Raw genomic sequence first — 24799 nt, 5'->3', positions numbered from 1 at the left:
AGGTACGTATCACCGCACCGGGATGTTCAACGAGCCGGGCGGACAAGGGGGAGCGGCCCCCGCCCCCGCTCAGCCGCGCAGCGCGGGATGGTCGGCGACCACGGTGCACGACCCCGGAGCGATCTCGGTGAACCCGGCGTCACGCACCACCGGAAGCCCGCTCACCGTGAGTTCCTGCCAGCGGCCCGCCTCCGAAGTGGCGACCGACAGCGGGAAGCCCGCCTCGCGCCATGCCTTGCGCTCCGTCTCCGACAGCTCCCACCAGGCGAGCTGCGCACCGTGCCCGGCCTGTGCCATCGCCTTGCCCGCCGACATGTCCAGCTCCGGGTTCAGCCACAGCACCGGGACCGCGGGATCGGGTGCGGCCGGTGGCTCGGGGTCGTCCAGATCGGTCCCCGACACCTGAAGCTTCGCCAGCTCCTTCGGCCAGCCGTCCAGAGGCACCGGCGGGAAGACCCGCACCTCGGCGCTCTCGCCGGTGACCGTGATGCCGGGCAGCGCGGACGCCTTGCGCCACTCCGCGCCGCGCGCCCGTCGCACCACCTTGCGGATCCGGGCGTCCTGCCAGTCCCGCATCGCCTGCGCCCACTCGCCCTCGCCGGCCGACCGCTCGTCGGAGAGCATCACGAGCACAGCGCGGGCGGCGGTCCGCAGCGCGTCGGTACGGGCCGGGGGAGCCGTCTTCTCGATGTGCACGACCAGCGGCAGCACGAACTGCTGGGCCTCGTCGCGGCGCGTCCGCTCGGACCTGAACGGGCTGTCCGCCGTGGGGGAGTAGGACGTGGCCGGGGATTCTGACGGGAATGCGGGGGTGTCGTTGTCGCTCACCCGTCCCAGTCTGCCAGCCGCCCGAGAAACGCTTCTTGGCGGAATGAATCGCTCCGGGTGAGGATGCACCGCATGAAGAGCGACCTCTTTTCCAGCGAGAACATGGCGCAGCAGGCAACCGCCCCCGGGATGACCCTGCAGAACGCCAAATCCATCAAGTACGCCGTCAACGGCGAGATGCACGCCCGCCAGGGATCGATGATCGCTTTCCGCGGTGATCTGCAGTTCGAGCGCAAGGGCCAGGGCCTCGGCGGCTTGCTCAAGCGCGCCGTCACCGGTGAAGGGCTGCCGCTGATGGCGGTCCGCGGCCAGGGCGAGGCCTGGTTCGCGCACGAGGCCGCCAACTGCTTCATCGTGGACGTGGAGCAGGGCGACGTCCTCACCATCAACGGCCGCAACGTGCTCTGTTTCGACGCCACGCTCTCCTACGAGATCAAGACGGTGAAGGGCGCCGGGATGACCGGCGGCGGCATCTTCAACAGCGTCTTCACCGGATACGGCAAGCTCGGCCTGATGTGTGAGGGCCACCCCATCGTGATACCCGTCACACCCCAGCAGCCGGTGTGCGTCGACACGGACGCGGTGGTCGGCTGGAGTGCCAACCTGACCACATCGCTGCACCGCTCGCAGAGCTTCGGCTCGATGATGCGCGGCGGGTCCGGAGAGGCCGTCCAACTGCGGCTGGACGGCGAGGGATTCGTGATCGTACGGCCCAGCGAGGTCAAGCCCGAGAAGGCATCGGCCAACTGAACCTGAGCGGGGTGGGCCGCCGGTACGGCCTCGGCGGACCATGGGTGCTGCGCGGGGTCGACCTCGACCTGCCCCCGCACACCCTGATCCGCATCGAGGGCGCCAACGGCACCGGCAAGTCGACGCTGCTGAGGCTGCTCGCCGGGATCGACGCCCCGACGGAGGGCCGGATCACCGGCCGCAGGCCCCGTACGGCATACGTCCCCGAGCGCTTCCCGGCCGCGCTGCCGTTCACCGCGGCCGGGTACCTGGTCCACCTCGGCCGGATCCATGGTCTGCGGACCTCCGAGGCGGCGGACCGGGCGCAATCGTGGCTCGCCCGCTTCGGGGCCGCCGGCCATGCCCGTACACCTCTTCCGGAACTCTCCAAAGGGACCAGCCAGAAGGTCGCCGTCGCTCAGGCGCTCCTCGCCGATCCGGAGCTGCTGGTCCTGGACGAGGCATGGACCGGCCTGGACGTCGCGGCCCGCGACGAGCTGGACCGGGCCGTGGCCGAGCGGGTCGCGGCGGGCTCCACCGTCGTCTTCGTCGACCACGACCCGCGCCGGCTCGCCGGGGCGGTCGACGCCGCGTTCCGGGTCGAGGGGCACGGGCTCGCCGCCGTACCCGTGGCGCGAGCTGCGGGGACCGGGCCGCGGGTACGCATCGAGGCGGCGGGCCCACCGGGCGCCGCACTCCCCGCCGGGCTGCCGGGTACGCCCGAGCGCACGCCCGCGGCAGACGGGGCCGTACGGCTCACCGTCGCGGCCGCGCACTCCGACGCGCTGCTGCGCGCCCTGCTCGCCGCGCGCCCGCCCTGGCACATCCGACAGCTGACGACCACCCCCGGCGCCGCTCCGCATACGAAGGCCGCCCCGGCTCCCAGCGCCCACCGCTCGACCCCCGAGGCACCATGACCGCCCTCCTCCGCTACCAGACCGCACTGCTGATCCGCTCCCAGCGCTGGCTCGCCCCCGTTCTGCTGTACGCGGCCTTCCTCGGCATCGGCGTGCAGTCGGGGCAGCCCGTCCTCGACTCGCTCGGATACGCCGCCGCCGGGCTCCTGCCCGTCACCGCCTGGCTCGTACAGCTCTGTGTCAACCAGGAGCCGCCCGCCGCCCGGACGATCACCGCCGCGGTGGCGGGATCGCCGCGGGTCCATCTGGCATCGCTGCTCGCCGCGCTCGGGTGCGCCGGGCTGCTGGGCGCGACCGCCACCCTGATCGTGCTGCTGATCAGCAAGCCGGCCAGCGCCGACAACGCCGTCCGGGTGCCACTGCTGCCCGCCGGGCTCGCCGGACTGCTCGCCGCCGTCTGCTGCGTGCTGCTGGGGGCGGCTGTCGGTGCGCTGTGCACCCGGCCGCTGCTGCACCGGCGCGGCTGGTCCGTCGCCACCACCGTGCTTGCCGCGCTGCTGGCCCTGGTGACCGGCGGCTCGCCCGCGAACCACGCCGTGACGGGCCTGGTCACCGGCTCGCAGACCGGCACGGTGCATGTGCCGCTCCTGCCGTTCGTCGCAGCTGCCGCTCTCGCAGCGGCGGCTGCGGCGCTCGCCTGCAGGCTCACTTCGCTGCGCGGCTGAGTAGGCTCGTACGCATGGACGAGCGCATGGACGAGTCGTACTGCGGGACGCCTGCTGTGGCCTCCGCGCCCGCCGCGGGACCTCCGTACGCCGAGTGCGTGCTGTGCCGGAAGCCGACGGAGTACCCGGAGTCGGCCAAGGGCGTCACGCTCTGCCCGGTCTGCGAATGGCAGGAGGCCCAGCGCACGGCGTGCTCCGGCTAGGACGGGCGCGTTCGCATCAGGTCGGAGACCTTCACGAAGCGGTACCCGCGCTTGCGCAGCTCCGGGACCACCCGGCGCACCGCCTCGTCCGTGACCGGTGCCGCGCTGCGGGTGCAGTGCATGACGACCACCGAGCCCGGCTTCACTCCGTTCAACACCTGCTGCGCCACCGCGTTCGCATCCGTCGCGAACGCGTCGCCGCTGACGACGTCCCACTGCACCGCCGTCACCTTCTCGGGCGCGAGTGCGCGCAGCGACGCATCGTCGTAGCAGCCGCCGGGGAAGCGGAAGTACGGCACCACATTGCGCACACCGGCCTTCCGGAACGAGGCGAAGGCCCGTTCGACATCGCCGCGCATCGCGCCCTTCGTCACGGTCGGCAGTCCATAGCAGGGGGACTTGAAGGCGTAGTGGCTGTACGAGTGGTTGGCGATCTCGAAGAGCGGATCGGCGCCGATGGACCGGGCCTGCGTCGGGTACTCATCGGCCCACCGCCCCGTCATGAACACCGTCGCGGGAACCTTCAGCCGGCGCAGCAGCGCGATCAGTCCGGGGTTGTCGAAGTGCTCGCCCGCAGCCGCGCGCGGCCCCTCGTCGGCCGTCATATCGGCGTCGAAGGTCAGCGCCACAACCTTCCCGGCCGTCCTGGCCCCGTGCGTGAAGACCGGCGTCAGCGCGTCCGGGCCCGGTGTCATGGTGGGCGGCTGCTCCGTCGCGGTGGGGGGTGCGCTCACGAGCGGCGGTGCCGAGGCCGTCCGCGACGGTGCGTCGGCGACAACGGGCGTACGCTCCGCGGCCGGGGAGCCTCCCGGGCTCCCGCACCCGGCAAGGCTGCCGAGTACCGTGCCCAGGACAGTCAGAGCCGTCAGATTCCGTACAGAGTTCATCACTCACGGAAAGTATCGGATTATCTGACTGATAGTTGTATGTGGTGCTCCTCCGCATCGAAGTCGCTTTCGGATTCACTCCGGCCGTGGAGCCCCCGCCGAGAAGTGTCTGATCAGTCATTGAGCAGATGCTCCGCGGTGAAGCCGAGGTGGAAGGCTTCGCAGGAGCCCGGCCCCGCAGTGCGCAGGGGGCGGGCGACAGTTGCCCACCCCCTGCGCGTCAGCGCGTCAGCGCCACGGCCCCGTCACCGCGAACGTCGTCCCCGGCGTATAGCAGTTGACGAACATCGTCCCGCCGTCCGGAGCGAACGTGACCCCGGCGAACTCGCCCCACGCGGGCTCCTCGGACGTCCCGATGTTCTGCCGGCCCCGCGCCATCGCGTACACCTCGCCGCCCCGCGTCAGGCCGAACACATGCTGCGCGCCGTCGCCGTCCTCGCACACCATCAGTCCGCCGTCGGACGCCAGGCAGATGTTGTCGGGGGACTCGCCGGGCAGTTGCACGTCCGTACCGGGACCGAAGACGATCACCAGCGTGAGACGGCGCCGCTTCGGCTCGTACCGCCACACCTGGCCGTAGTGGTCGGCCGCCGAACCTTGCGAGCTGTGCGCGAAACTGGAGACGAAGTAGACCGCGGACCCGCCCCAGTAGCAGCCCTCCAGCTTCTGCGCGTGCGTGATGCCCTTCGGGCCGAAGTCCTGGAACCGGATCGGGGTCCCGGCCGCCTGCGGATCCGGTACGGGAACCCACTCGACGCCCTCGAAACTCGCACCGGTCTCCTGGATCGCGGAGAGGTCGGGGACGCCGGGCACCCGCATGGCCTCCAGATGGCCGCCGGCCCGCAGCGAGCCCGTCCTGCCGAGCGGCTTGTTCGGCAGGAAGCGGTAGAAGAGCCCGAACGGCTTGTCGAACGCGTCCTCCGTCTCGTACACGATCCCGCTCTTCGGGTCGATCGCGATCGCCTCGTGCTGGAAGCGGCCCATCGCGGTGAGCGGCACGGCCCCGGTGCGGTGCGGATCGGCGCCGTCCACTTCGAAGATGAAGCCGTGGTCCTTGGTGTAGCCGTTGGTGCCGGCCTTGTCCTCGGTCTCCTCGCAGGTCAGCCAGGTGTTCCAAGGGGTGCGGCCGCCCGCGCAGTTCACCGCCGTACCGGCGATGGCGACGCGTTCGCCGAGGACGTTGTTGCGGCCGTCCAGCTCCAGGGCCGTACAGCCGCCCTTGCCCATCGGGTCGTAGGTGAGGCCCTCGACGGTCGGGACCGGGATTCTTCCGGTGACGCGGTTCTCGTGATTGCGTACGAGACGGACGTGTCCGTGCCGGCCCGCGAAGGCGGCCATGCCGTCGTGGTTGCTGGGGACCTGGCCCTCGCCGGAGCGGAGCGGGTCGCCCTCCCGGGACAGGACCCGGTAGCGGAAGCCCTTCGGGAGGTCGAGCAGACCGTCGGGATCGGGCACGAGCGGGCCGTAGCCGCTGTGTCCCCGGGCGGCGGCGGTACCCGCGAAGAGTTCGGAGAACGCCCCGGCGAAGGCGATCGAGGCAACGGCCGCGCCGCTGCCGGCCAGGACCTGTCGTCGTGTTGCGAGTCGTGCTGCTGCTGATGGCATGAGGCAACTCCCTGCTGGCGGACAGGAGAAGTGACCCGCATGTGTGTACCACGCGTATCGCCGCGCGGGAACCATGCGGGTCACTGAGCCTCGTGTGTGTCACGGGCCCACCGGGGCCCGTGCGGTCAGGCCAGGGACGCGGTGAGCGTGATCGTCGTGCCCGTGAGCGCCTGGCTGACCGGGCAGTTCGCCTTGGCATCCTCGGCGGCCTTGACGAAGCCCGCCTCGTCGAGACCCGGCACCTCGCCCTGGACGGTGAGGTGAATACCGGTGATGCCGGTACCGGGCTGGAAGGTCACGTCGGCCTGGGTGTTCAGCCGGGTCGGCGGGGTGCCGGCGGTGGCCAGGCCATTGGACAGCGCCATCGAGAAGCAGCTGGAGTGGGCTGCCGCGATGAGCTCCTCGGGGCTGGTCTTTCCGTTCGCCTTCTCCGCGCGGGACGGCCAGGAGACCTCGTAGTTGCCGATGCCGGAGGAGTCGAAGGTGACGACTCCCTTGCCCTCGATCAGGTTGCCTTCCCAGACCGTGTGCGCCTGACGCGTGGTAGCCATGCTGGATCCCTTCAAACGGTGTGCGCGGTGATACGGGAGAAACGAGGCGCGCCGGGGCGCCTCGGGTGGTACGCCCCGAACCTACTGCGCCACCAGACCCTTTGCGTCGCGCGCCAGCGCCGTCAGCCGGGAGATCGCCCGGAAGTACTTCTTCCGGTACCCGCCGTTCAGCATCTCGTCGCTGAACAGCCTGTCGAACGGCACCCCGGAGGCGAGCACCGGCACCTCCCGGTCGTACAGCCGGTCGGCGAGGACGACGAGCCGCAGCGCGGTGGACTGGTCCGGCACCGGCTGGACCTCGGTGAGGCAGACCGCCCGCAGTCCGTCCGTCAGCGCGCCGTAGCGGCTCGGATGGACCCGGGCGAGATGGTCGAGGAGCGAGGGGAAGTCGTCCAGGCTGGCGCCCTCGGTGGCGTACGCGGCCTCGGTGACCTGCTCGGCGGAGTACGGCGCGGGGGCCTCGGGCAGCCCGCGGTGGCGGTAGTCCTCGCCGTCGATCCGCAGCGGGCGGAAGTGCGAGGACAGTCCCTGGATCTCCCGCAGGAAGTCGGCGGCGGCGAACCGGCCCTCACCGAGCTTGCCGGGCAGCGTGTTGGAGGTGGCGGCGAGCGCGACCCCCGCCTCGACCAGCCTGCTGAGCAGCGACGACACCAGGACCGTGTCGCCCGGGTCGTCCAGCTCGAACTCATCGATGCACAGGAGCCGGTGCCCGCTCAGCGTCCGCACGGTCTGCTGGAAGCCCAGCGCACCCACAAGGTTTGTCAGCTCGACGAAGGTGCCGAACGCCTTCAGAGACGGCGCGGCGGGCGTGGCGTGCCAGAGAGAGGCCAGCAGGTGCGTCTTGCCGACGCCGTAGCCGCCGTCGAGGTAGACCCCGAGAGGCCCCGCGGGCACGGCCGGCTTCTTGCTGAACCACTTGCGCTTTCCCGAGCCGCTGGCATGCGCCCCGCCCAGCCCGGCTGCGAAGCCGCTCAGGACCTCGACCGCCTCGACCTGGCTCGGCTGGTTGGGGTCCGGGACGTACGTACCGAAGCGCACCGAGTCGAAGCGCGGCGGCGGCACCATCTCGGCGACCAGCCGGTCGGCGGGGACATGCGGCTCAAGGGCGCACAGGGACAGTGGGGCCGTTTCGGCTATGGGGCTCTGCCCAGGCACGGCGGTGGAGGACGACACAACCATCAACCTTAAGCGCCGTGCCAGACTGCAGAACATGCGACGCCTCTTCCCTGTGACCGACCTGACACCGGCTGACGACGAGGGGGAGTGGAGTCTGGACCATCTGGCCGACGCCTACGCGTACCCCGAACAGGACGGCCCCTGGCTGCGCGCCAACATGGTTTCGACGCTCGACGGCGCCGCTCAGCACGATGGGCGCTCACAGCCGATCTCCTGCGAGAGCGACATGCGGATCTTCGGTACCCTGCGCGGTCTGGCCGATGTGGTCGTGGCGGGGGCGGAGACCGTACGGCTGGAGGGCTACCGGCCCGCCAGGGCCCGCGAGGCCTTCGCCGCCCGCCGGGCAGCGGCCGGGCAGGGGCCCGCACCGGCGATCGCCGTGGTGAGCGGGAGTCTGGACCTGGACTTCTCGTTGCCGCTCTTCGTCTCGCCGCTCGTCCCGACTCTCGTGCTGACCGGCAACGGAGCCCCTCCGGACCGGATCGAGGCGGCGCGGAAGGCGGGCGCCGACGTGGTGATCGCGGGGGAGGGCTCCCGGGTGGACCCCGCCAGGGCCGTACGTGAGCTGGCGGACCGCGGACTCAAGCGGTTGCTGACCGAGGGCGGACCCAGGATGCTGGGCCAGTTCGTGGCGGCCGGGGTGCTGGACGAGCTCTGTCTGACCCTCTCGCCGATGCTGACCGCCGGAGACGCGCAGCGGATCGCCGGTGGCCCCTCGGTGGCCGTGCCGGAACGATTCGCCCTGACATCGATGCTGGAAGAGGCCGGGTTCCTCTTCACCCGATACCGTCGGATCTGACAATCGGCGGAATTTACCGTTCCGGTTAGCCTCCGGTGGGCACAATTACTCGCAGACCCCGTGCGAGCACGGGGAAGGATGGTTTCAGCAGAGACCGGCGACGGTTACTGAGGCAGAAGGGCGCCCGTGGTGTTCACCAGCGTTTTGATGATCGAGAAGCCCCTCACTTCCGAGGACGTCGAGTTCGTCACCACCCTGCACGGGGAGGAGCGGACCTCCTTCGTCGTGCTCATGCAGCCGCGCGGTGACCAGGCCGATGTGCTGTTGCGGGCCATCGACGACCTGGCGATGGGCGAACTGAAGGAAGCCGCCCGGGAGGGTGAGGAGCCCGAGGGCAAGAATGCCAGGCAGTCCGCCGAACTGGCGCTCGAAGTGTCGCTCGAGGCCCTGCGGCGGGCAGGCTCCGAAGCGGTCGGGCAGGTGATCGAGGAGCACCCGCTGGACAAGCTGAAGTCCGTGGTCGACGACGCGGAGGCCGATGAAGTCATCGTGCTGACCGCGCCGCACTACGTGGAAGAGTTCTTCCACAGGGACTGGGCGTCCAGGGCCCGGCACAAGGTCGGCGTACCGGTGCTCAAGCTCTTCGCGCACAGCGAATAGGCTGGGCGGGTACTCGTTTCAACTTCTGGGGAGACACACGCATGGCACCCGGTATTCCTGCCGCCATGGAACGACCGCACTTCATCGGCATCGGCGGCGCCGGAATGTCGGGCATCGCGAAGATCCTCACCCAGCGCGGTGCGAAGGTCGCGGGCAGTGACGCCAAGGAGTCGGGAACGGCCGAGGCGCTGCGGGCGCTGGGGGCGACCGTCCACATCGGGCACGCCGCCGGACATCTGGCGGACGACGCCTCGTGCGTGGTCGTCTCCAGCGCCATCCGCACCGACAACCCGGAGCTGGTGCGCGCCGCCGAGCTGTCGATCCCCGTCGTGCACCGCTCCGACGCGCTGGCGTCCCTGATGGGGGGCCTGCGCGCGATCGCGGTGGCCGGTACGCACGGCAAGACGACCACCACATCGATGCTGGCCGTCGCCCTGTCCGAGCTGAACCTCGACCCCTCGTACGCCATCGGCGGCGACCTCGAGGGCCCCGGCACCAACGCCGCGCACGGCGAGGGCCGGATCTTCGTCGCCGAGGCGGACGAGAGCGACCGCAGCTTCCAGAAGTACGACCCCGAGGTCGCGATCGTCCTCAACGTCGAGCTGGACCACCACGCGAACTACGCCTCGATGGACGAGATCTACGAATCCTTCGAGACGTTCGCAGGCAAGATCGTCCCCGACGGCACCCTGGTGATCGCCGCCGACCAGCCCGGCGCCGTCGAGCTGACCGAGCGGGTGCGCGCCCTGTCCTCGGTGAAGGTCGTCACCTACGGCGAGTCCGAGACCGCCGACGTACGCGTCCACAAGGTCACCCCGCGCGGTCTGACCAGCGAGGTCACGGTCATCCTGAACGGGAAGTACCTCACGTTCACGGTCTCCGTGCCCGGCCGCCACTACGCCCACAACGCGGTCGCGGCCCTCGCCGCCGGTGTCGCCCTCGGTATCCCGGCCCACAACCTGGCCTCGGCCCTCGGCAAGTACACCGGGGTCAAGCGCCGCCTCCAGCTCAAGGGCGAGGCCGCGGGCGTGCAGGTCATCGACTCGTACGCACACCACCCCACCGAGATGACCGCGGACCTCGAAGCGATGCGCGGTGCCGCATCCGACGCCCGCCTCCTGGTCGTCTTCCAGCCCCACCTCTTCTCCCGCACCCAGGAGCTGGGCGCAGAGATGGGCCAGGCTCTCGCACTGGCCGACGCCTCCGTGGTCCTGGACATCTATCCGGCCCGTGAGGACCCGATCCCCGGCATCACCAGCGACCTGATCACCGACGCCGCGAGGTCCGCGGGCGCCGATGTCACCACCGTCCACGACAAGGCGGCGGTCCCCGAGGTCATCGCGGGAATGGCGAAGCCCGGCGACCTCGTTCTCACCATGGGGGCGGGCGACGTCACGGACCTCGGCCCGCAGATCCTGGACCACCTGTCGAGCTGAGGGAGCGACGTGTCGTACGACATCGAGAAGCCGGACGAGCAGTGGCGGGCGGAGCTGTCGCCCGCCGAGTATGCGGTCCTGCGCCAGGCCGGCACCGAACCCGCCTTCGTCGGCGAGTACACCGACACCAAGACCACGGGCGTCTACTCCTGCCGCGCCTGTGACGCGGAGCTGTTCCGCTCCGACACCAAATTCGAGTCGCACTGCGGCTGGCCGTCCTTCTACGACCCGAAGGACACGGACGCGGTCGAACTGATCCAGGACCGCAGCCACGGCATGGTCCGCACCGAGGTCCGCTGCGCCCGCTGCGGATCGCACCTCGGCCATGTCTTCGAGGGCGAGGGCTACCCGACCCCGACGGACCAGCGGTACTGCATCAACTCGATCTCGCTGCGCCTGACACCCGACGAGGGCTGACGGCCACGACCTGAGCGAGGGCTGACGCCGGGCGTCAGCCCTCGTCCTCACCCTCGGGGTTCTCCGGCCGCAGCAGCGGGTGGGCGACCCCCGGGAAGACCCTGGCCCGCACGACCGGCTCCGCGGACCCGCCCTGGACGACCGTCTCGGCGACACCCCACGGCCGGCCGGGCAGCACGACCGTCAGGATGTACGAGGACGCGCAACCCGTGCAGTCGTAACGGTCCGCCCAGGTCTCCACGTCCGTGACACTGCCGGGGTAGCGCGCCACATGCCGGTGCAGCGCGTGGCAGCGCTCGCACCGCTCGCCCGGCTCGCACGTACCACCGCAGGGGCACGGAACGTCGAGCGAGTCGGCGGGACGCCAGCGCTGGGTGAGGACGGCCTCACGCGTGGCGCCCATGTCCTTCATCGCCTTGAGATTGCGGGCGGCGACGTTGTACGACTCGCCGGTCGCGGCCATCCGGTCCCGGATGACATCCTTGCGTCCGCGGTTCGTCGTCATCTGTTCCTCCTGGGGGTGTCACGCAGCCCGCCGGGAGCACACGAGATCGATATGTCACACGGTACCGGTCCCCCGGGCGGGCCATGACACCCGCGGCGGGCCATGACACCCAGGGTTCCCGACGGGATTCCTGCCCTACGACCGCCGCACCCGTGCCGTCAGCCTGCTGCCGAGCCGTCTGCCGAAGCCCCCCGGCCGGCTCCACGCCCGGAACGCCTCCGCCGTGCGGCTGCTGCCCGTACGCTCGGCGGCCTCCTCCACCGCCGCCACCTCGTCGGCGGACAAGCTGCGCACCACGGGCCGCAGCACCTCCTCCAGCAGCGCCGCCCGCGTCTCGCCCCAGGCGCGGCCCGCATGCGGGTGCGAGCTCCAGACGGTGAAGCAGTCGGCCACATAAGCCGGTTCGGAACGCAGCCGGGCGAGGACGGTGTCATGCCGGGCGGCCCTGCCGTAGGCCGCGATGAGGTCCCCGTCGTCGCTGTGGACGAACGCGTACAGCTCCGCCTCGGGCCGGTCCGGAGCGAGCAGCCTGCCGGCCAGGGCGCCGAACGCCTGGTCGCGCACGCCGGGCTCCACCGGGTCGGCCCCGGCGCACAGCTTCCGGGCCCGTTCCGTCCAGCCGGGCTCCGCCGCCCCCGACCGCACGTCCCGCGCGAACTCCAGGAGCAGCAGGGCGCCGCGCACCCGCGCATCGATCTCCTGCGGGAAGCCGCGCAACAGGTCATGGGCGAGTTCGGGGGCCTCCTCGTCGTCGGTGGGGGCGCCGAGCGCCGCCGCGACGAGAGTGGACCATGTACCGGCCGTACGGTGCGCGTCGGAGGTGGTCTCGCCCAGCAGCAGCCGGGCCTCGCCCGCCGTGGGCGTGTCCCCGCCCCACACAAGACCCACTGCGGTCCGCAGCACCAGCGGTTCGGTGAAAGGCGACATTCCACCGGCGCGGACCACCGTGTGCAACACCTTCACCCGGTCGCCGCCGCCCGTCCTGGCGTCCGGCGCCGCCGCGCACATCCGCAGATGCGGCAGCGCCTGCGTCCCGGTGAACGGCAGGGCGACACCGGTCAGCAGCCGCTCCGTCCCCGCCGGATCGTGCGGGGCGATCCGGTCCAGCTCGCCCAGCAGCGCGGTACGGACATCGAACTGTTCGTCCAGGAGGCCGAGCAGCACAGGCCCGCAGTCGGCCGCCCCTTCGCCCAGCAGTGACCGGGCCATCCCGTGTACGACATCGGGGAGCAGGTCCGCGCAGTCCACGTCGAGCAGCCGCGCGATCCGCAGCAGCTGCACGGTGCGCGCCACACTGCGGCCGGGCACGGTGGGCGCACCGGTGGCGAGTTCGGTGCGCAGGTCGTCGCCCAGGGCCGTGACGAGTGCGGCGGCGGCACGCTCCCCGGCCGGTTCGGCGAAGGCCGAGCGCGCGGGCGGTTCGAGTGTGACATTGCCACCGCGTACCGCCTCCGTCACCAGAAGAGCGGCGAGCGACGCGGTCGTGGCGGCGGGGGACCGTCCGTCGAGAGCGGTCAACAGCCGTGCCACACAGGACAGTTCGGCGCTCGTGCGGTCGATGCCGGGAGCGGTCAGCGCGTCGGTCAGCCGCCGCGTCCGCTCCTCGTCCAGCGCGTACGGCCGTTCGGAGGCCCAGTCTGCTGCCGCGGCACGCTCGGCGGGGCCGAGCGCGACGCCCGCGCAGAGTGCCGTGACGGCGAGCGGTCCGGCGGCGAAGGGTTCGCCGGGCAGCTCCGCCGCCGCCCGGAACAGCTCCGGAGACCGGCTCCGCCAGATCCGGGCGCAGGTCTCGGCCCAGGTGTCGTCCACCGGTCCTTCCGGGCGTGGCCCGGCGCAGGTGTGCACCCGCAGTCCGTTGTCGGAGCCGTTCGGTTCCGGTACGTCCTCCGGCAGCACTCCGACAACCCGGTGCGAGGACTGCGCCGGACGTCGGGTGTAGGTCGTGAAGGTCAGCCGCTGTGCTTTCTCCGGCGGGAGTACGGCTGTGGCCAGGGCGATCCACCGGGCCACATCGGCGCTCTGCCGCTCCACGATGACCACTCGCGTCGACGACGATTCCTCGCTCGCCCGGCGCAGGTCGGCGAAGACCGCCGCCAGCCAGGGGCTCCGGGAGACCGCGAAGTCGTTCAGCGCCTCCGGCCCGAAGGAGGCGGAGGCGGGCAGCGAGGCTATTCGGCCGGGCGTGCCGCCGTCCGGTGTGGTGGAGGCCCAGTTCGGCGACCGCCAGGCCGTGATCGCCGGCACGTCGCCCGGCAGCCCGGTACCGGCCGGGAGATGCACCGCGTGCGCGTGGAAACGGCCTGCGCCGGGGCCGCCGAGCGCCACCGTACGGCTCAGCAGATGGCTGCCGTCGGACAGCGCGCTGAAGCTGAACGCCTCGGGAAACAACCGGAGTTCAGCGGTCGTGGGGTGGTACGGGGCCCCGGCCGGCGGCTCGTAGCCGAGGAGCTGCTCGGTCTCGGCCAGCACCGGCGTGGGTATACCGGCGCTGACCGCTGTGAACCGTGCGCCGCCCCCGTCGTCCCCCGCAGAGGCAGAGGTGTAGTGCAACTGCGCGAGGCTCATGCGTCGGCCCTCTTCGTCCTTGCCGCGAACGTCCCCGTACCGTCAGCACGCCCGCTCCGTCGGCCGTCCGTCGAGGGCGGGCCGTCCGGGCGCAGCGACGACCCCGGCGGGGAGCGGTCCGCAATCGCGGGAGCGACGCTATCAAGGCACACCGCTCCCGCATGCACCCTGCCGGAAGGTCGCCCGGTCATCCCTTGTCGGGGCGTTCGGTCCAACGGGACGGTACGCAGCGCCCGTACGCCCGGCACGGTCGGAGTTTTGACGTTCAGTCGGCCGGCGTCGGCCCGAACACCCGCGCCGCCGTTCGGTTCCACCCTCTGGTCGCCCGACACCAGGCAGGCGTACTTCGAGGGCCTCCCCGCCTTCGAAGAGGAGACCGCCCGCCTGACCGAGGCGGCCGCGGTCGACCCCCGCCGCCATCTCCCGGGGCTGATCGCCACCCACCGCAGGATGACCATCCGTTCGGCGCTCCACCGGGAGAACCGCACCCATCGCATCCTGAAGCCGCTCCGGCCGGTCTTCGACGAGGGTGTGGCACTCGCCCGCCGCCTGGACGACCTGGGCGCGCAGGAGGGCCGGGCCCTGCTGGCCAGGGCTCTGACCGACCGTTCCATGTTCCTCCTCGCCGCCAAGCAGTACGGCGAGGCCCACGACGACTTCCTCGTGGTCACGACCCTGCTGGACTGACAGGAACAGAACGACGGACAGGCCACAGAGGCGTGCGGGCGCGCTCAGTCCAACGGGACGGTGCGCAGCGCCCGTACGCCCGGCGCGGTCGGGGTTCCGCAACACGCCACAGAAGGTCAAGGACCTCACCGACGTAGTCTCCATCTCCGTCGGTTGCTACCACGTCCTTGCCCTCACGGCGGACGGCGCCGTCAAGTCCTGGGGCTACAACGGCTTCGGTCAACTGGGCAAGTCCAGCTTCGCGTACTGATCCGAGCCGGTGGTTACGTCCTTGCCGCCCCCGCCCGGCGCGCGACGCGCGGCAAGGACCCTGCCCAGTGCTCCCCCATCACTCCAATGACCTACGCACCCCGGGCTGTGCCAGTCGTTGGTGGTCTTCGGATTGACCAATCCCCCGTGGGCACGGCTCTCCAGGCCCAAGGGTTGCTCTGCGTACAGGAGTTACACGGATGATTCTCAAGACGCTCCCCGCGGTCGCCGCCGTTCTGACGCTGGCCGGTCTCACCGGTGCGTCCACGGCCGACGCGGTGCCCGGCACGGTCTCCGGCGACGGTGGCAACCGCATCGGCGTCCTGAAGGACAACGGCGATGCCTACGTGAAGGCGGGCGGTCTCGGCGCGACGTGGGTCAAGGGAGCCGGGGAGGTCAAACAGGTCGCCCTGTCCGGCGACCGTATCGGTGTTCTCACGGGTGACGGCGTCGCCTGGGTGAAGGAGGGCGGCCTCGGCGCGACCTGGGTCCGGGAGGCCGACGACGTCAAGCAGATCGCCCTGTCCGGCAACCGCATCGGCGTCGTGAAGGACAACGGCGACGCGTACGTCAAGGAGGGCGGCCTCGGCGCCACGTGGGTCAAGGAGTCCCGCAAGGTCAAGGAACTGGAACTGTCCCGCAACCGTATCGGCGTCCTGAAGGGCAACGGCGACGCGTACGTGAAGGAGGGCGGTCTCAGCGCCGGCTGGGTCAAGGAGGCCGACGACGTCATCGGCATCGACCTGGCGGGCAACCGCATCGGTGCTCTCACGGGTGACGGCGTCGCCTGGGTGAAGGAGGGCGGCCTCGGCGCCACGTGGGTCAGGGAGTCCCACGACGTCATCCAGCTCGAACTCTCCGGCAAGCGCATCGGCATCCTCAAGGACACCGGCGTCGCCTACGTGAAGGAGGGCGGCCTCAGAGCCACGTGGGTCCACGAGTACGAGCACGCCATTCAGATCGCCCTGTCCGGCAAGCGCATCGGCGTCCTCAAGGGCGACGGCGACGCGCGGGTCAAGGAAGGCGGCCTGAAGGCGACGTGGGTCCTGGAGGCCGGCAACGTCACCGAGCTGGCGCTGTCCTGACGCCTGACCGCTGACCACTGATACCCGCCGCGCCGCGCAACGGAGTTGATTCTCTGCGCGGCGCGGAGTCGTGCGGTCCGAGTCCGGTCAGCCGCTCATGGCGTACGCGACGAAGCCGGTCCAGGCGGCGGGGAAGAGGGCGAGCTGGAGGCCCTGCTCGACCTTGGAGTCCCGGACGTGGACGGTGGTGGGGCAGGTGGCTACCTCTACGCAGTCGTCCCCGGAACCGCTGCTGTAGCTGCTCTTGAACCAGGCCAGGTCGCCTCCGCCTCCAACTGCGCCCACTGACGGAACCAACTCGCCAACCCCGGCCGCCGCGACAAGTGCTTGGCCGCAAATCAGTCAGCGCGGGCCGCGATCCACGAGGCAAACGTTGCTGATGTGGCACTAGATCGCCGATCACGGCTCGGACCCTCACGTCAACCCCCGAAGGACTTCCGGAGCCGACCACTTAGTTAGTGGCGGCTGAGATAGGTGAGGACTGCGAGGACGCGGCGGTGGCCGCTGTCGGCCGGTGAGAGGCCGAGCTTGGCGAAGATGTTGCCGATGTGTTTGTGGACGGCGTTCTCGGTGATGACGAGCCGGGCTGCGACCGTGGCGTTGTCCTTTCCTTCGGCCATCAGGGCGAGAACTTCGCGTTCGCGTGGCGTGAGGGCGGCAATCGGGTCGCGGGCGTGACGGGTGAGGAGCTGCCCGATCACCTCGGGGTCCATGACGGTACCGCCGGCGGCGACCCGCCGCAGCGCGTCGATGAACTCGCTCACCCGGCTCACCCGGTCCTTGAGAAGGTAGCCGACGCCGCCGCGTCCATCGGAGATCAGCTCGCCGGCGTACTGCTGCTCGACGTATTGGGAGAGGACGAGCACGGGCAGGCCGGGGTGCTGGCGACGGGCGTGGATGGCGGCGTGGACGCCCTCGTCGCGGAAGGTTGGCGGTAGCCGTACGTCGACGATGGTGACGTCCGGTCGGTGTTCGGTGACGGCAGCGACGAAGCCGGGGGCGTCCTGGGTGATCGCGGCGACATGAAAGCCCTTGGCGGTCAGCAGGAGTTCCAGCCCATTGGACAGCAGGACATTGTCCTCGGCGATCACGACCCGCACGCCAGCCTCACAGTGATCGTGGTCGGGCCACCGCTGGGGCTGTGGATGTGGACTGTGCCGTCGAGCGCCAGGACACGATGGCGGATTCCGGCGATGCCGGTACCCAGCGTCTCGTCGGCGCCGCCGACTCCGTCGTCGGTGACCTCGATCGACAGCCGGTCACCTTCGCGTGCGACGCGGACGGTGGTCCGGGTGGCCTGGCTGTGCTTGGCAACGTTCGTGAGCGCCTCGGCGATCGTGAAGTAGGCCACGGCCTCGACCGCGGCGGGGATCGTGCCGAGGTCGCCGATATCGAGGGTGGTGTCGATCGCCGATCGGGTCCCCAGCGCGGCCAGCGCCCCGGCGAGGCCGCGATCGGCGAGGATCGGCGGGTAGATCGTCCGGATCACCGCACGAAGCTCCACCATGGCCTCCTCGGTACTCTCATGCGCTTCCTCCAAGAGTCTGGCCACCGTCTGGGGGTCCTCGCTCAGCGACTCACGGGCCACGCCCAGCCGCATCGCGATGGCCACCAGCCGGGCCTGGGTGCCGTCGTGCAGGTCACGTTCGATCCTGCGGAGTTCCGCGCCGTGCGCGTTCATGGCGTCGGCCCGCGTCTCGGTCAGCGTCTCCACACGCTGCGCCAGCCTCTCGGCGGCCGAGGGGGACAGCAACGCAACACAGATCCGGGCGTGTAGGCGCGCCAGCAGTGGAACCAGCCAGTAGGTCAGGGCCGCGAAGATGACGACTTGTGCGGTCCCCAGGGTCAACGCCGTGCCCCACCCGGACAGTGGAACACCGTCGGCGAAGCCGCCCGCGCGGGTGCCGGCGGGCAACGCCCACCACAAGGGCACCGTGATGGCCGTGGCCACCGCGTTACCTGCGCACAGCACCACGACGAGCCCGAACGCCAGACTGGTCACCATGCATGTGCACAGCCACCCGAGAACACGCCACGTACCGACACGGACGGGACCAGAACGCGGAGAGAGCAGCAGCCGGTCGGCGCGGCGACGATGCCAGGACGCCCAGGCGCGAGCCATCATCGGGACGATGAGTACGGGCAGCGTGAACAGGGCGACTGCAGCGGTGAACAGGCTTCCCAGTAGATAACCCAGACCGCGCCACATCGCCGAAAGCCGACTGGCCCCATGGTGGTTCATTCGCACAAGTCTGAGCCATGGCGACCGAGCCTGGCACTACAGCCCACTACCCCTTTTTCTCACGGGTGAGCGGTACCGTCTGCTCACCTCAGCCAGACCTAGTGTCAACGCCCATGAAGAGTTCACCGATTCGTACACCGCGGCGGCGCGGCCGATCCATCCGACGGAACCTGACGCTGGCCGCCATCGTGGCCGGAACCCTTTCCGCCAGTGTGCCCGGCGCAATAGCCACCCAACAGCAGGACGACCGAATCCAGCTCCAGATCCAGAACGACGCCGATGCGCTCACCGCACTCGGCGTGACAGGAGTGCAGGCCCGCCTGGTCACCTCCGACGGCCGGAACCTGACCGCCACGAGCGGCGTCGCCGACCTGACGGACCGTCGGCCGGTCCCTCAGGATGGTCACTTCCGGATAGCCAGCGTCACCAAGGCGTTCGTGGCGACCGTGATCCTGCAACTCACCGGCGACCACAGTCTCTCCCTGGACGACTCGGTCGAACGATGGTTGCCCGGTGTGGTCTCCGGAAACGGCAATGACGGTCGCGCGATCACCATCCGCCAACTGCTCCAGCACACCAGCGGCATCCACGACGACTACCCGGACTACACCTCGGCGGAGGACTTCTACCAGCACCGATACGACACGTACACACCCGAGCAGACCATCGCCCGGGCGATGCGCCACCGCCCGGACTTCCAGCCCGGCAAGCACTGGCGTTACGGCAACACCGGTTACGTCCTGCTCGGCCTGATCATCGAGCGGGTCACCGGGCACCCCTGGCATGAGGAGGTAAGAGATCGGATCGTCCGGCCGCTCGGCCTCGATCACACCTTCTGGCCGGGTACTTCACCCACACTGCCCCAGCCACATGCCGAGACCTATCAGAGGTTCAAGGCCGACGAGCCGCTCGTGGACGTCACCGAGCAGGTCGGCTCGGGCACCAATGGAGAGGCCGGGCTCGTCTCCACCACCGCCGATCTCAACCGATTCTTCCGCGCCCTGCTCAGCGGCCGACTCCTGCCACCGGCACAGCTGACGCACATGAAACGCACCATCCGGGTCAGCAAGGAGTTCAAGCAGTTCATGCCGGGCGCCCGCGACGGGCTGGGGCTCTTCTCACGCCCGCTGTCCTGCGGTGGGGTGTACTGGGGCCACGAGGGCGGCGATTCCGGCTGGATCAGCGCCGCCGGCGTCACGGCCGATGGCCGGCGCAGCGTCACGGTCTCGTTGTCGGGCCTCCTCACCGATTCCGCGGACGACTTCCTGCGCGTGGCACAGGCCGAGAGCAAGCTGGTCGACGACGCCCTGTGCACGACTCCGAACGCCGACCGTCAGCGGCGTTGAGGTCCTCCGCATGGAGTGGGTACGGGACATCTGCGCGGCGCACGGTCCGGAATCAGGAAGGCCGGGCGGCGACGGCGGCGTACGCACTCCCGTAGCGGATCCGGCGTCATCTTGACTACATCGCCTGGCTGGTCGATAGATGCAACACCGGCTTTGGAGTCAACCCCCGAAGGACTTCCGGAGCCAACCACTGAGCCGCGATGCACCGACGGCGGATGCGGGGCCGGCGCCGGTGGAGCGTCTGGCAGAGCAGGCGCGGCTGCTGCAACTGACCGGCCGGGCGATCACCCCCTGTGCCGCAACGACCGACGGTTCGCCAAAGCGCAGCACAAGCCCGCAGAAGCTCACTTGCGACGTCCGTCGCCCGGATCGGGGGTTGGTGATCGCGGTCGACGCGGGCTTGTTCAGTCCGGGACGGCGGCGTCTACCTGGGCGGCGGCTACGGTGCGAGCCGCTGTTTCGGCGCTGGGGTCGCGGTCCAGCCAGGCGCTGACTCCGGCGTGGAGCAGTACCAGTTGTTGGGCGAGTGATTTCGTGTCCTTCGCGCCTGTCTGCCGGGCGAGGCCGAGGGAGAGGTCGTGCAGCCAGGTGCGGTAGTCGTTCGCGGCCTGTTCGACGACACCGCCGGGCGGGGTGTCGTCGCTCGCGCTGATGAACGCGCAGCCACGGAACCCCGGCTCGGTGAACGACAGCCCCTGTACCTCGAACGCGCCGACCAGGCGCTCCTTCGGGGTGTCGTCATGCGTTTCGAGCTGGCGTGTCATGTGCTCGGCGGTCGCGGCGTGCCGTGCCTGTAGGTACGCTCGGACCAGCCCGTCCTTGCTGCCGAAGGCGCTGTACAGCGTTGCCTTCGCGGCCCCGGCGTGCGCGATGACCCGGTCGATCCGGACCGACCGCACGCCCTCGGCGCAGAACAGCTCGTCGGCGGTGGTCAGCAGCCGCGCCCGTGCTGCGTGCCTGCGGTGAGAGCACCTTCGTAGACATATCCGCCCAGTGCCAGACAGGTCTGTCCAGATTGGAGATGTTAGCCGGACACGCCGGTCTGGCAGAACGATTCGGAGAGGTGCATCCCATGTCTGTGGAGCATGCGAACCCCGACCTGCACCCCACTACTGCCCTGGTCACCGGGGCCACGTCCGGCATCGGCCGGGCGGTCGCCAAGCGGCTCGCCGCCGACGGAATGTCCGTCGTCGTGGTCGGCCGCAACGCCCGGCGCGGCGCCGAGACCGTCAACGAGATCACCACCGACGGCGGCCGGGCGCGGTTTGTCGAGGCGGACCTTGAGGACCCGGCCGGCATCGACCGGCTCGCCGCGGAGGTCGGCGAGATCGACGTCCTGGTCAACAACGCCGGGCAAGCCATCTGGGCACCGACCGAGGAGATGAAGGTCTCCGACTACGACGCGATGTTCGCCAGCAACGTCCGCGCACCGTTCTTCCTCGTGGCGGCTTTCGCCCCGGCGATGGCGGCGAAGGGATCGGGCAGCGTGATCAACATCGGCAGCATGGCCGGCAGTCTCGGCCTGGCCACCGGCGCCGCGTACGGTGCGACCAAGGCCGCGCTGGCGTCACTGACGCGAGGCTGGACGGCCGAGTACAGCGGCCGCGGCGTCCGCTTCAACACTGTCGCCCCCGGCCCCGTCTACACCCGCCCCGAGGCCCGCGACCTGTTCGACGCGCTCGCCGAGACCACCGCGATGAAGCGCGCCGCCCAGCCCGCCGAGATCGCCGAGGCCGTCGCATTCCTCGCCTCGCCGAAGGCCGGCTACATCACCGGCGCGACCATCGCTGTCGACGGTGGCCGCACCGCCATCTGAACCCGCCTGCTCCGAGCGGAAAACACTCATGAGCAACGCACGCACTCGACCCGGACGGGGCCGCCCCCTGGGCCCGGCACCGTGCCGTGGATGCCCAGTGCGGCCCAGGCGAATTCGTGGGCGTGGGCGGTTTCGCCGTTGACGCTGAAGAGGCCGTCAGCGATCTCGCGGGTGACAGCGAGACCTTTGGGGCCGAGCGCGCAGAAACGACACTGTCCGATGCGCCGTTGCGGTATCAGATCTGCGCTCTGCCACCATCAACGAAAAGTTCGATTCCCGTGACGAAGCTGGAGTCGTCCGAGGCCAGGAAGAGCGCCGCCTTGGCAACTTCGTCGGGCTCCCCCATGCGGCCCATCGGGATGGTCGATGCGATCCTCTCGATGGCGTCTTGGGGTTGCGCCGCCACAAGCGGCGTTTCGATCGGACCGGGACTGAGGACGTTGGACCGGATACGGCGATCCTTCAGCTCTACCGTCCATCCTCGAACGAAATTTCGGATGGCAGCCTTGCTTGCACCGTAAACCGAGAACGCGGGGGTTCCCTTGACGCTCGCAACGGAGCCCGTGAGAATGATGGAGGCGCCGTCATTCAATAGCGGTAGGGCCTTTTGTACTGTAAAGAGTGCCCCCTTCACGTTGATGTCGAAAATTTTGTCGAAATGGTCTTCCGTGACGTCTTCCAGCGGAGCGAACTCAGCCAGACCGGCGTTGGCGAAAACGATGTCGATCCGTCCCTTCGCCTTGACGGTTTCGTAGAGGCGGTCAAGGTCGGCCGGTTCGGCGACGTCGCCCTGAACGCCGGATACGTTGCCGCCGATTGCCCGCACGGCTTCGTCGAGTTCTTTCCGGCGGCGGCCCGTGATGAAGACATGGGCGCCCTCTCTGACGAAGAGCTTTGCTGTGGCCAGCCCGATCCCTGTGGTGCCGCCGGTGATGACCGCCACTTTTCCCTGCAGCTTGCCCATGGTCACTACTCCCGACAGTGGTGGATGCGGATGAAGCAATCATCATTCGGAAAGTTCGGGTCGAGCCGATGAACCCACGCCCAATGGCGAAATTAATCCGCAGGGCGGCAGTCCTGTGCCCAAGTCAAGGGCTCGGGCATCGGTTGTTCTGCGAGCCGAAGCGGTCGCCGGTACCCCGGCACATGGTCGCAGCAGCAGGCCCGGAACCATGCGCCGTGATGGTTCTCCCGGGTGGTCATGGGGGCGGGATCATCCGGGGAGGGTAATCAGGGATCTGTGCCGCCCGTGCTGTCCCGTACCCGCCCCTTTGAGGAGCCGTCGTGAAATTCGGGGTCTCGACCTTCATCACCGACCAGGGCATCAGCCCCACCTCGCTCGGAACCGCCCTTGAGGAACGCACGTTCGACTCGTTGTTCATTGCCGAGCACAGCCATATCCCGGCGAGCCGCGAGACGCCCTACCCCGGCGGTGGTGAGCTGCCGGAGATCTACTACCGCACCCTCGACCCCTTCGTCGCCCTGACCGCGATCGGTGTGGTGACCGAGCGGCTGCTGCTGGGGACCGGCATCGCGCTGATCCCGCAGCGCGACCCGATCACCACGGCGAAGGAGGTGGCCTCGCTCGACCTGGTCTCCGGTGGCCGCGTGATTCTCGGCGTCGGTGTCGGCTGGAACCGTGAGGAGATGAGGAACCACGGCACCGACCCCGCCACCCGCGGCCGGCTCACCGACGAGCGGCTGCGCGCCATGCGGGAGCTGTGGACCGAGGAGAAGGCCGAGTTCCACGGCGAGTTCGTGAACTTCGATCCGGTCTATGCCTGGCCCAAGCCCGTGCAGCGCCCCCATCCGCCGATCTACGTCGGCGGTGGCGAGGGCGCGTTCCGACGGGTGGCGCACCTCGGAGACGCGTGGCTGGCCAACAGCATGTCGCCGCAGGAGCTCGGTCCGCAGATCGAGCGGCTGCGCGCCCTCGCCGACCGCGAGGTGCCGGTGACGGTGTACGCGGCTCCCGACGACCCCGGGCAGGTCGAGGGCTATGCCGGTCTGGGGGTCGAGCGGCTGCTGTTCTACGTACCGACGATGCCGGAGCGGGAGACGTTGGAGTACCTGGACCGACTGGCCGAAGTCGCTGCCCGGTACCGCTGAGGCGCCGGAGAGCGCTGCGCCTCGGAAGTGGGACCGATCCGAAAGTCCGTAACTGACACGACTGTTGGGAAGACGCGCGATGCCTGCTCTGACGAGTGTTGAGGCACGGGAGCGGTTCGCCGTGGCGCGCATCGCCCACCTTGCGACGGCCGACACGGAGGGCCGCCCGCACCTGGTTCCGGTGGTGTTCGCCGTGGACGGCGACACGGTGATGCTGGCCGTGGACCACAAACCGAAGCGGACGACGCGGCTGAAACGTCTGGCCAACATCGCCGCCAACCCGTCGGTCTGCCTGCTCACCGACCACTACGAGCAGGACTGGGACCGCCTGTGGTGGTCCCGGGCCGACGGCGAAGCCCGTGTGCTCCCGCCGCCGGAACGGTCCCCCGAAGCAGCCCGCTGCATCGGCCTGCTCACGGCGAAATACCAGCAGTACGCCGGCCGGCCACCCGGCGGACCGGTGGTCGAGGTCTCGGTCCTGCGCTGGAGCGGCTGGCGCGCCTCATGACAGCACGTCGGCAGAGAGCGCGAGCACTCCGGCCTTCAAATCCAGGAGGCGCCCCGGGGCACCACTGCCGGCAGCCCTTCGACGTAACGGGCGGACACGCCTGTACCGCCCGCCCCGGGCTCCTCCTGGCTGTTCAATCGTGTACGCCCCCTCCTCCGGGCATCCCGGGGTCGCCCTCCGGGCGGACCGGCCGCCTCTCGCAGCGCGCTGCCGTCCCGGGTCCGAGGCGGACAGGGTCGACCTCGGCAAGCCAGGCGTCGGCGATCAGCCTGTGGCCGAGGGGACTCGGATGGACCCCGTCCGGGGCCAGCTCCGCTGCCCCTTGCTCCTCTGCGGCGCGAAGCAGGGCGAGGTCCGCACGAACCACCTGGGCTCCGTTGGCCAGCGCGGCGCGAAGGACGGCATCGGTACGGGGCGACAAGTCCTCGTACCAGGCTTCCTGGCCGGATCTGACCGGGAGCAGAAAAGGGGTGATGACCACCAGTCGTGCGGACAGTTTCCGCGCGGTGTCCGCGAGGAGGCGGTCGAGGCATGCTTCGAACTCGTCGACCGGGCTGATGAGTCCCTGGTCATAACGCCGCCAGGTGTCGTTGATGCCGATCTTGACCGTGACCACGGTGGGCCGGTGGTCGATGACGTCGGTGGTCCAGCGGGATTCGAGGTCGTACACACGATTGCCGTTGAGGCCTTTGTTGATGACAGCGGGGCCGTGTCCGGCGCTCGCCCGGGCGCGCAATGTCTGCGCGATCTCATGGACGAATCCGCTGCCGAGCGAAGCGGAACGCGTACGGTCGCGGCCCGCATCGGTGATGGAGTCACCGATGAACAGGAGTGTGTCCTTGTCCTTGATGCGCATGTCTACCGTCCTGGTGTC

General features: G+C 70.0%; 28 protein-coding genes. 15 read left to right on the top strand and 13 right to left on the bottom strand.

Going from position 1 to position 24799, the window contains the following annotated elements:
- Positions 1–69: 69 nt before the first annotated feature.
- Entirely contained in the window at positions 70–828 is a 759-nt protein-coding gene (locus OG609_RS08525; protein WP_327272253.1) for a peptidyl-tRNA hydrolase, read from the bottom strand.
- A 72-nt stretch (positions 829–900) separates the two neighbouring features.
- On the opposite strand from OG609_RS08525, the gene OG609_RS08520 reads away from it, so the two are divergent.
- Genes OG609_RS08520 through OG609_RS08505 form a run of 4 tightly spaced genes read left to right on the top strand, consistent with a single transcriptional unit; the run spans position 901 to position 3342 of the window.
- Entirely contained in the window at positions 901–1578 is a 678-nt protein-coding gene (locus OG609_RS08520) for an AIM24 family protein (RefSeq protein ID WP_327272252.1), read from the top strand.
- Positions 1575–2474, top strand: coding sequence for an ATP-binding cassette domain-containing protein (locus OG609_RS08515; protein WP_442818064.1), 900 nt, complete (start codon positions 1575–1577; stop codon positions 2472–2474). Before OG609_RS08520 ends, OG609_RS08515 begins: the two co-directional genes overlap by 4 nt.
- Positions 2471–3139, top strand: a complete 669-nt coding sequence (locus OG609_RS08510) for an ABC transporter (protein ID WP_327272251.1) — start codon at positions 2471–2473, stop codon at positions 3137–3139. The genes OG609_RS08515 and OG609_RS08510 overlap by 4 nt, the downstream gene beginning before the upstream one ends.
- Positions 3140–3153: 14 nt before the next feature.
- Positions 3154–3342, top strand: coding sequence for a hypothetical protein (locus tag OG609_RS08505; RefSeq protein ID WP_327278407.1), 189 nt, complete (start codon positions 3154–3156; stop codon positions 3340–3342).
- Here the strand turns inward: OG609_RS08505 and OG609_RS08500 are convergent.
- The 4 genes from OG609_RS08500 to zapE form a co-directional block, all read right to left on the bottom strand.
- Complete coding sequence (locus OG609_RS08500; protein ID WP_442817950.1) at positions 3339–4229, bottom strand: polysaccharide deacetylase family protein; 891 nt, start codon at positions 4227–4229, stop codon at positions 3339–3341. The two genes, OG609_RS08505 and OG609_RS08500, sit on opposite strands and share 4 nt — an antisense overlap.
- A 228-nt stretch (positions 4230–4457) precedes the next feature.
- Positions 4458–5834: an alkaline phosphatase PhoX gene (locus OG609_RS08495; protein ID WP_327272250.1), complete on the bottom strand. Its 1377-nt coding sequence runs from the start codon at positions 5832–5834 to the stop codon at positions 4458–4460.
- A 125-nt stretch (positions 5835–5959) separates the two neighbouring features.
- On the bottom strand, positions 5960–6385 hold the full coding sequence (locus OG609_RS08490) for an OsmC family protein (protein WP_327272249.1): 426 nt from the start codon (positions 6383–6385) through the stop codon (positions 5960–5962).
- An 81-nt stretch (positions 6386–6466) separates the two neighbouring features.
- The gene (gene zapE / locus OG609_RS08485) at positions 6467–7558 is read right to left on the bottom strand and encodes a cell division protein ZapE (protein ID WP_327272248.1); all 1092 of its coding nucleotides are present in this window, start codon (positions 7556–7558) and stop codon (positions 6467–6469) included.
- A gap of 37 nt (positions 7559–7595) precedes the next feature.
- On the opposite strand from zapE, the gene OG609_RS08480 reads away from it, so the two are divergent.
- The 4 genes from OG609_RS08480 (at position 7596) to msrB (ending at position 10813) form a co-directional block, all read left to right on the top strand.
- Positions 7596–8360 (top strand): pyrimidine reductase family protein, encoded by a 765-nt coding sequence (locus OG609_RS08480; RefSeq protein ID WP_327272247.1) that lies wholly within the window; start codon positions 7596–7598, stop codon positions 8358–8360.
- A 147-nt stretch (positions 8361–8507) separates the two neighbouring features.
- Positions 8508–8960 carry an indole-3-glycerol phosphate synthase gene (locus tag OG609_RS08475; protein WP_327277976.1) on the top strand — a complete coding sequence of 151 codons (453 nt, stop codon included), beginning with the start codon at positions 8508–8510 and terminating at the stop codon, positions 8958–8960.
- 41 nt (positions 8961–9001) lie between these two features.
- Positions 9002–10396, top strand: coding sequence for a UDP-N-acetylmuramate--L-alanine ligase (gene murC, locus OG609_RS08470; RefSeq protein ID WP_327272246.1), 1395 nt, complete (start codon positions 9002–9004; stop codon positions 10394–10396).
- Positions 10397–10405: 9 nt separating this feature from the next.
- On the top strand, positions 10406–10813 hold the full coding sequence (gene msrB, locus OG609_RS08465; RefSeq protein WP_327272245.1) for a peptide-methionine (R)-S-oxide reductase MsrB: 408 nt from the start codon (positions 10406–10408) through the stop codon (positions 10811–10813).
- Positions 10814–10847: 34 nt separating this feature from the next.
- On the opposite strand, the gene OG609_RS08460 is transcribed toward msrB, so the two are convergent.
- Both OG609_RS08460 and OG609_RS08455 read right to left on the bottom strand, forming a co-directional pair.
- Complete coding sequence (locus tag OG609_RS08460; RefSeq protein WP_327272244.1) at positions 10848–11318, bottom strand: hypothetical protein; 471 nt, start codon at positions 11316–11318, stop codon at positions 10848–10850.
- A gap of 135 nt (positions 11319–11453) precedes the next feature.
- Complete coding sequence (locus OG609_RS08455; protein ID WP_327272243.1) at positions 11454–13883, bottom strand: GTPase-associated protein 1-related protein; 2430 nt, start codon at positions 13881–13883, stop codon at positions 11454–11456.
- 258 nt (positions 13884–14141) lie between these two features.
- Here OG609_RS08455 and OG609_RS08450 point away from each other — a divergent pair, with 258 nt between their 5' ends.
- The 3 genes from OG609_RS08450 (at position 14142) to OG609_RS08440 (ending at position 15904) form a co-directional block, all read left to right on the top strand.
- Positions 14142–14570 (top strand): hypothetical protein, encoded by a 429-nt coding sequence (locus OG609_RS08450; RefSeq protein WP_327272242.1) that lies wholly within the window; start codon positions 14142–14144, stop codon positions 14568–14570.
- Between the two features lie 142 nt (positions 14571–14712).
- The gene (locus OG609_RS08445; protein ID WP_327277975.1) at positions 14713–14820 is read left to right on the top strand and encodes a hypothetical protein; all 108 of its coding nucleotides are present in this window, start codon (positions 14713–14715) and stop codon (positions 14818–14820) included.
- Positions 14821–15019: 199 nt separating this feature from the next.
- Complete coding sequence (locus OG609_RS08440) at positions 15020–15904, top strand: peptidase S1 (RefSeq protein ID WP_327272241.1); 885 nt, start codon at positions 15020–15022, stop codon at positions 15902–15904.
- Positions 15905–15991: 87 nt separating this feature from the next.
- Here the strand turns inward: OG609_RS08440 and OG609_RS08435 are convergent, their stop codons facing one another.
- The 3 genes from OG609_RS08435 to OG609_RS08425 all read right to left on the bottom strand — a co-directional run bounded on the left by OG609_RS08435 (position 15992) and on the right by OG609_RS08425 (position 18146).
- On the bottom strand, positions 15992–16189 hold the full coding sequence (locus OG609_RS08435; protein ID WP_327272240.1) for a DUF397 domain-containing protein: 198 nt from the start codon (positions 16187–16189) through the stop codon (positions 15992–15994).
- 170 nt (positions 16190–16359) lie between these two features.
- Entirely contained in the window at positions 16360–17004 is a 645-nt protein-coding gene (locus OG609_RS08430) for a response regulator transcription factor (RefSeq protein ID WP_327272239.1), read from the bottom strand.
- A complete protein-coding gene (locus OG609_RS08425) occupies positions 16992–18146 on the bottom strand; it encodes a sensor histidine kinase (RefSeq protein WP_327272238.1) in 1155 nt (384 codons plus the stop codon). Before OG609_RS08425 ends, OG609_RS08430 begins: the two co-directional genes overlap by 13 nt.
- Before the next feature lie 188 nt (positions 18147–18334).
- Between OG609_RS08425 and OG609_RS08420 the strand changes: the two genes are divergently transcribed.
- On the top strand, positions 18335–19492 hold the full coding sequence (locus OG609_RS08420; RefSeq protein WP_327272237.1) for a serine hydrolase domain-containing protein: 1158 nt from the start codon (positions 18335–18337) through the stop codon (positions 19490–19492).
- A gap of 404 nt (positions 19493–19896) precedes the next feature.
- On the opposite strand, the gene OG609_RS08415 is transcribed toward OG609_RS08420, so the two are convergent.
- A complete protein-coding gene (locus OG609_RS08415; RefSeq protein WP_327277974.1) occupies positions 19897–20427 on the bottom strand; it encodes a TetR/AcrR family transcriptional regulator in 531 nt (176 codons plus the stop codon).
- 137 nt (positions 20428–20564) lie between these two features.
- Here OG609_RS08415 and OG609_RS08410 point away from each other — a divergent pair, with 137 nt between their 5' ends.
- Complete coding sequence (locus OG609_RS08410) at positions 20565–21308, top strand: SDR family NAD(P)-dependent oxidoreductase (RefSeq protein ID WP_327272236.1); 744 nt, start codon at positions 20565–20567, stop codon at positions 21306–21308.
- A gap of 235 nt (positions 21309–21543) precedes the next feature.
- On the opposite strand, the gene OG609_RS08405 is transcribed toward OG609_RS08410, so the two are convergent.
- Positions 21544–22272, bottom strand: coding sequence for an SDR family NAD(P)-dependent oxidoreductase (locus tag OG609_RS08405; RefSeq protein WP_327272235.1), 729 nt, complete (start codon positions 22270–22272; stop codon positions 21544–21546).
- A 320-nt stretch (positions 22273–22592) separates the two neighbouring features.
- Between OG609_RS08405 and OG609_RS08400 the strand changes: the two genes are divergently transcribed.
- Positions 22593–23417, top strand: coding sequence for an LLM class F420-dependent oxidoreductase (locus tag OG609_RS08400; RefSeq protein WP_327272234.1), 825 nt, complete (start codon positions 22593–22595; stop codon positions 23415–23417).
- Between the two features lie 79 nt (positions 23418–23496).
- Positions 23497–23925, top strand: coding sequence for a TIGR03668 family PPOX class F420-dependent oxidoreductase (locus tag OG609_RS08395; RefSeq protein ID WP_327272233.1), 429 nt, complete (start codon positions 23497–23499; stop codon positions 23923–23925).
- Positions 23926–24058: 133 nt separating this feature from the next.
- Here the strand turns inward: OG609_RS08395 and OG609_RS08390 are convergent, their stop codons facing one another.
- Positions 24059–24781, bottom strand: a complete 723-nt coding sequence (locus tag OG609_RS08390) for an SGNH/GDSL hydrolase family protein (protein ID WP_327272232.1) — start codon at positions 24779–24781, stop codon at positions 24059–24061.
- Between the last annotated feature and the right edge of the window lie 18 nt (positions 24782–24799).

It is taken from the genome of Streptomyces sp. NBC_01224, from assembly GCF_036002945.1.
In the GTDB taxonomy this organism is placed as follows: Bacteria; Actinomycetota; Actinomycetes; order Streptomycetales; family Streptomycetaceae; genus Streptomyces.
The sequence above is the reverse complement of the archived record's forward strand: the minus strand, read 5'-3'. Positions and strand labels throughout refer to the sequence as shown.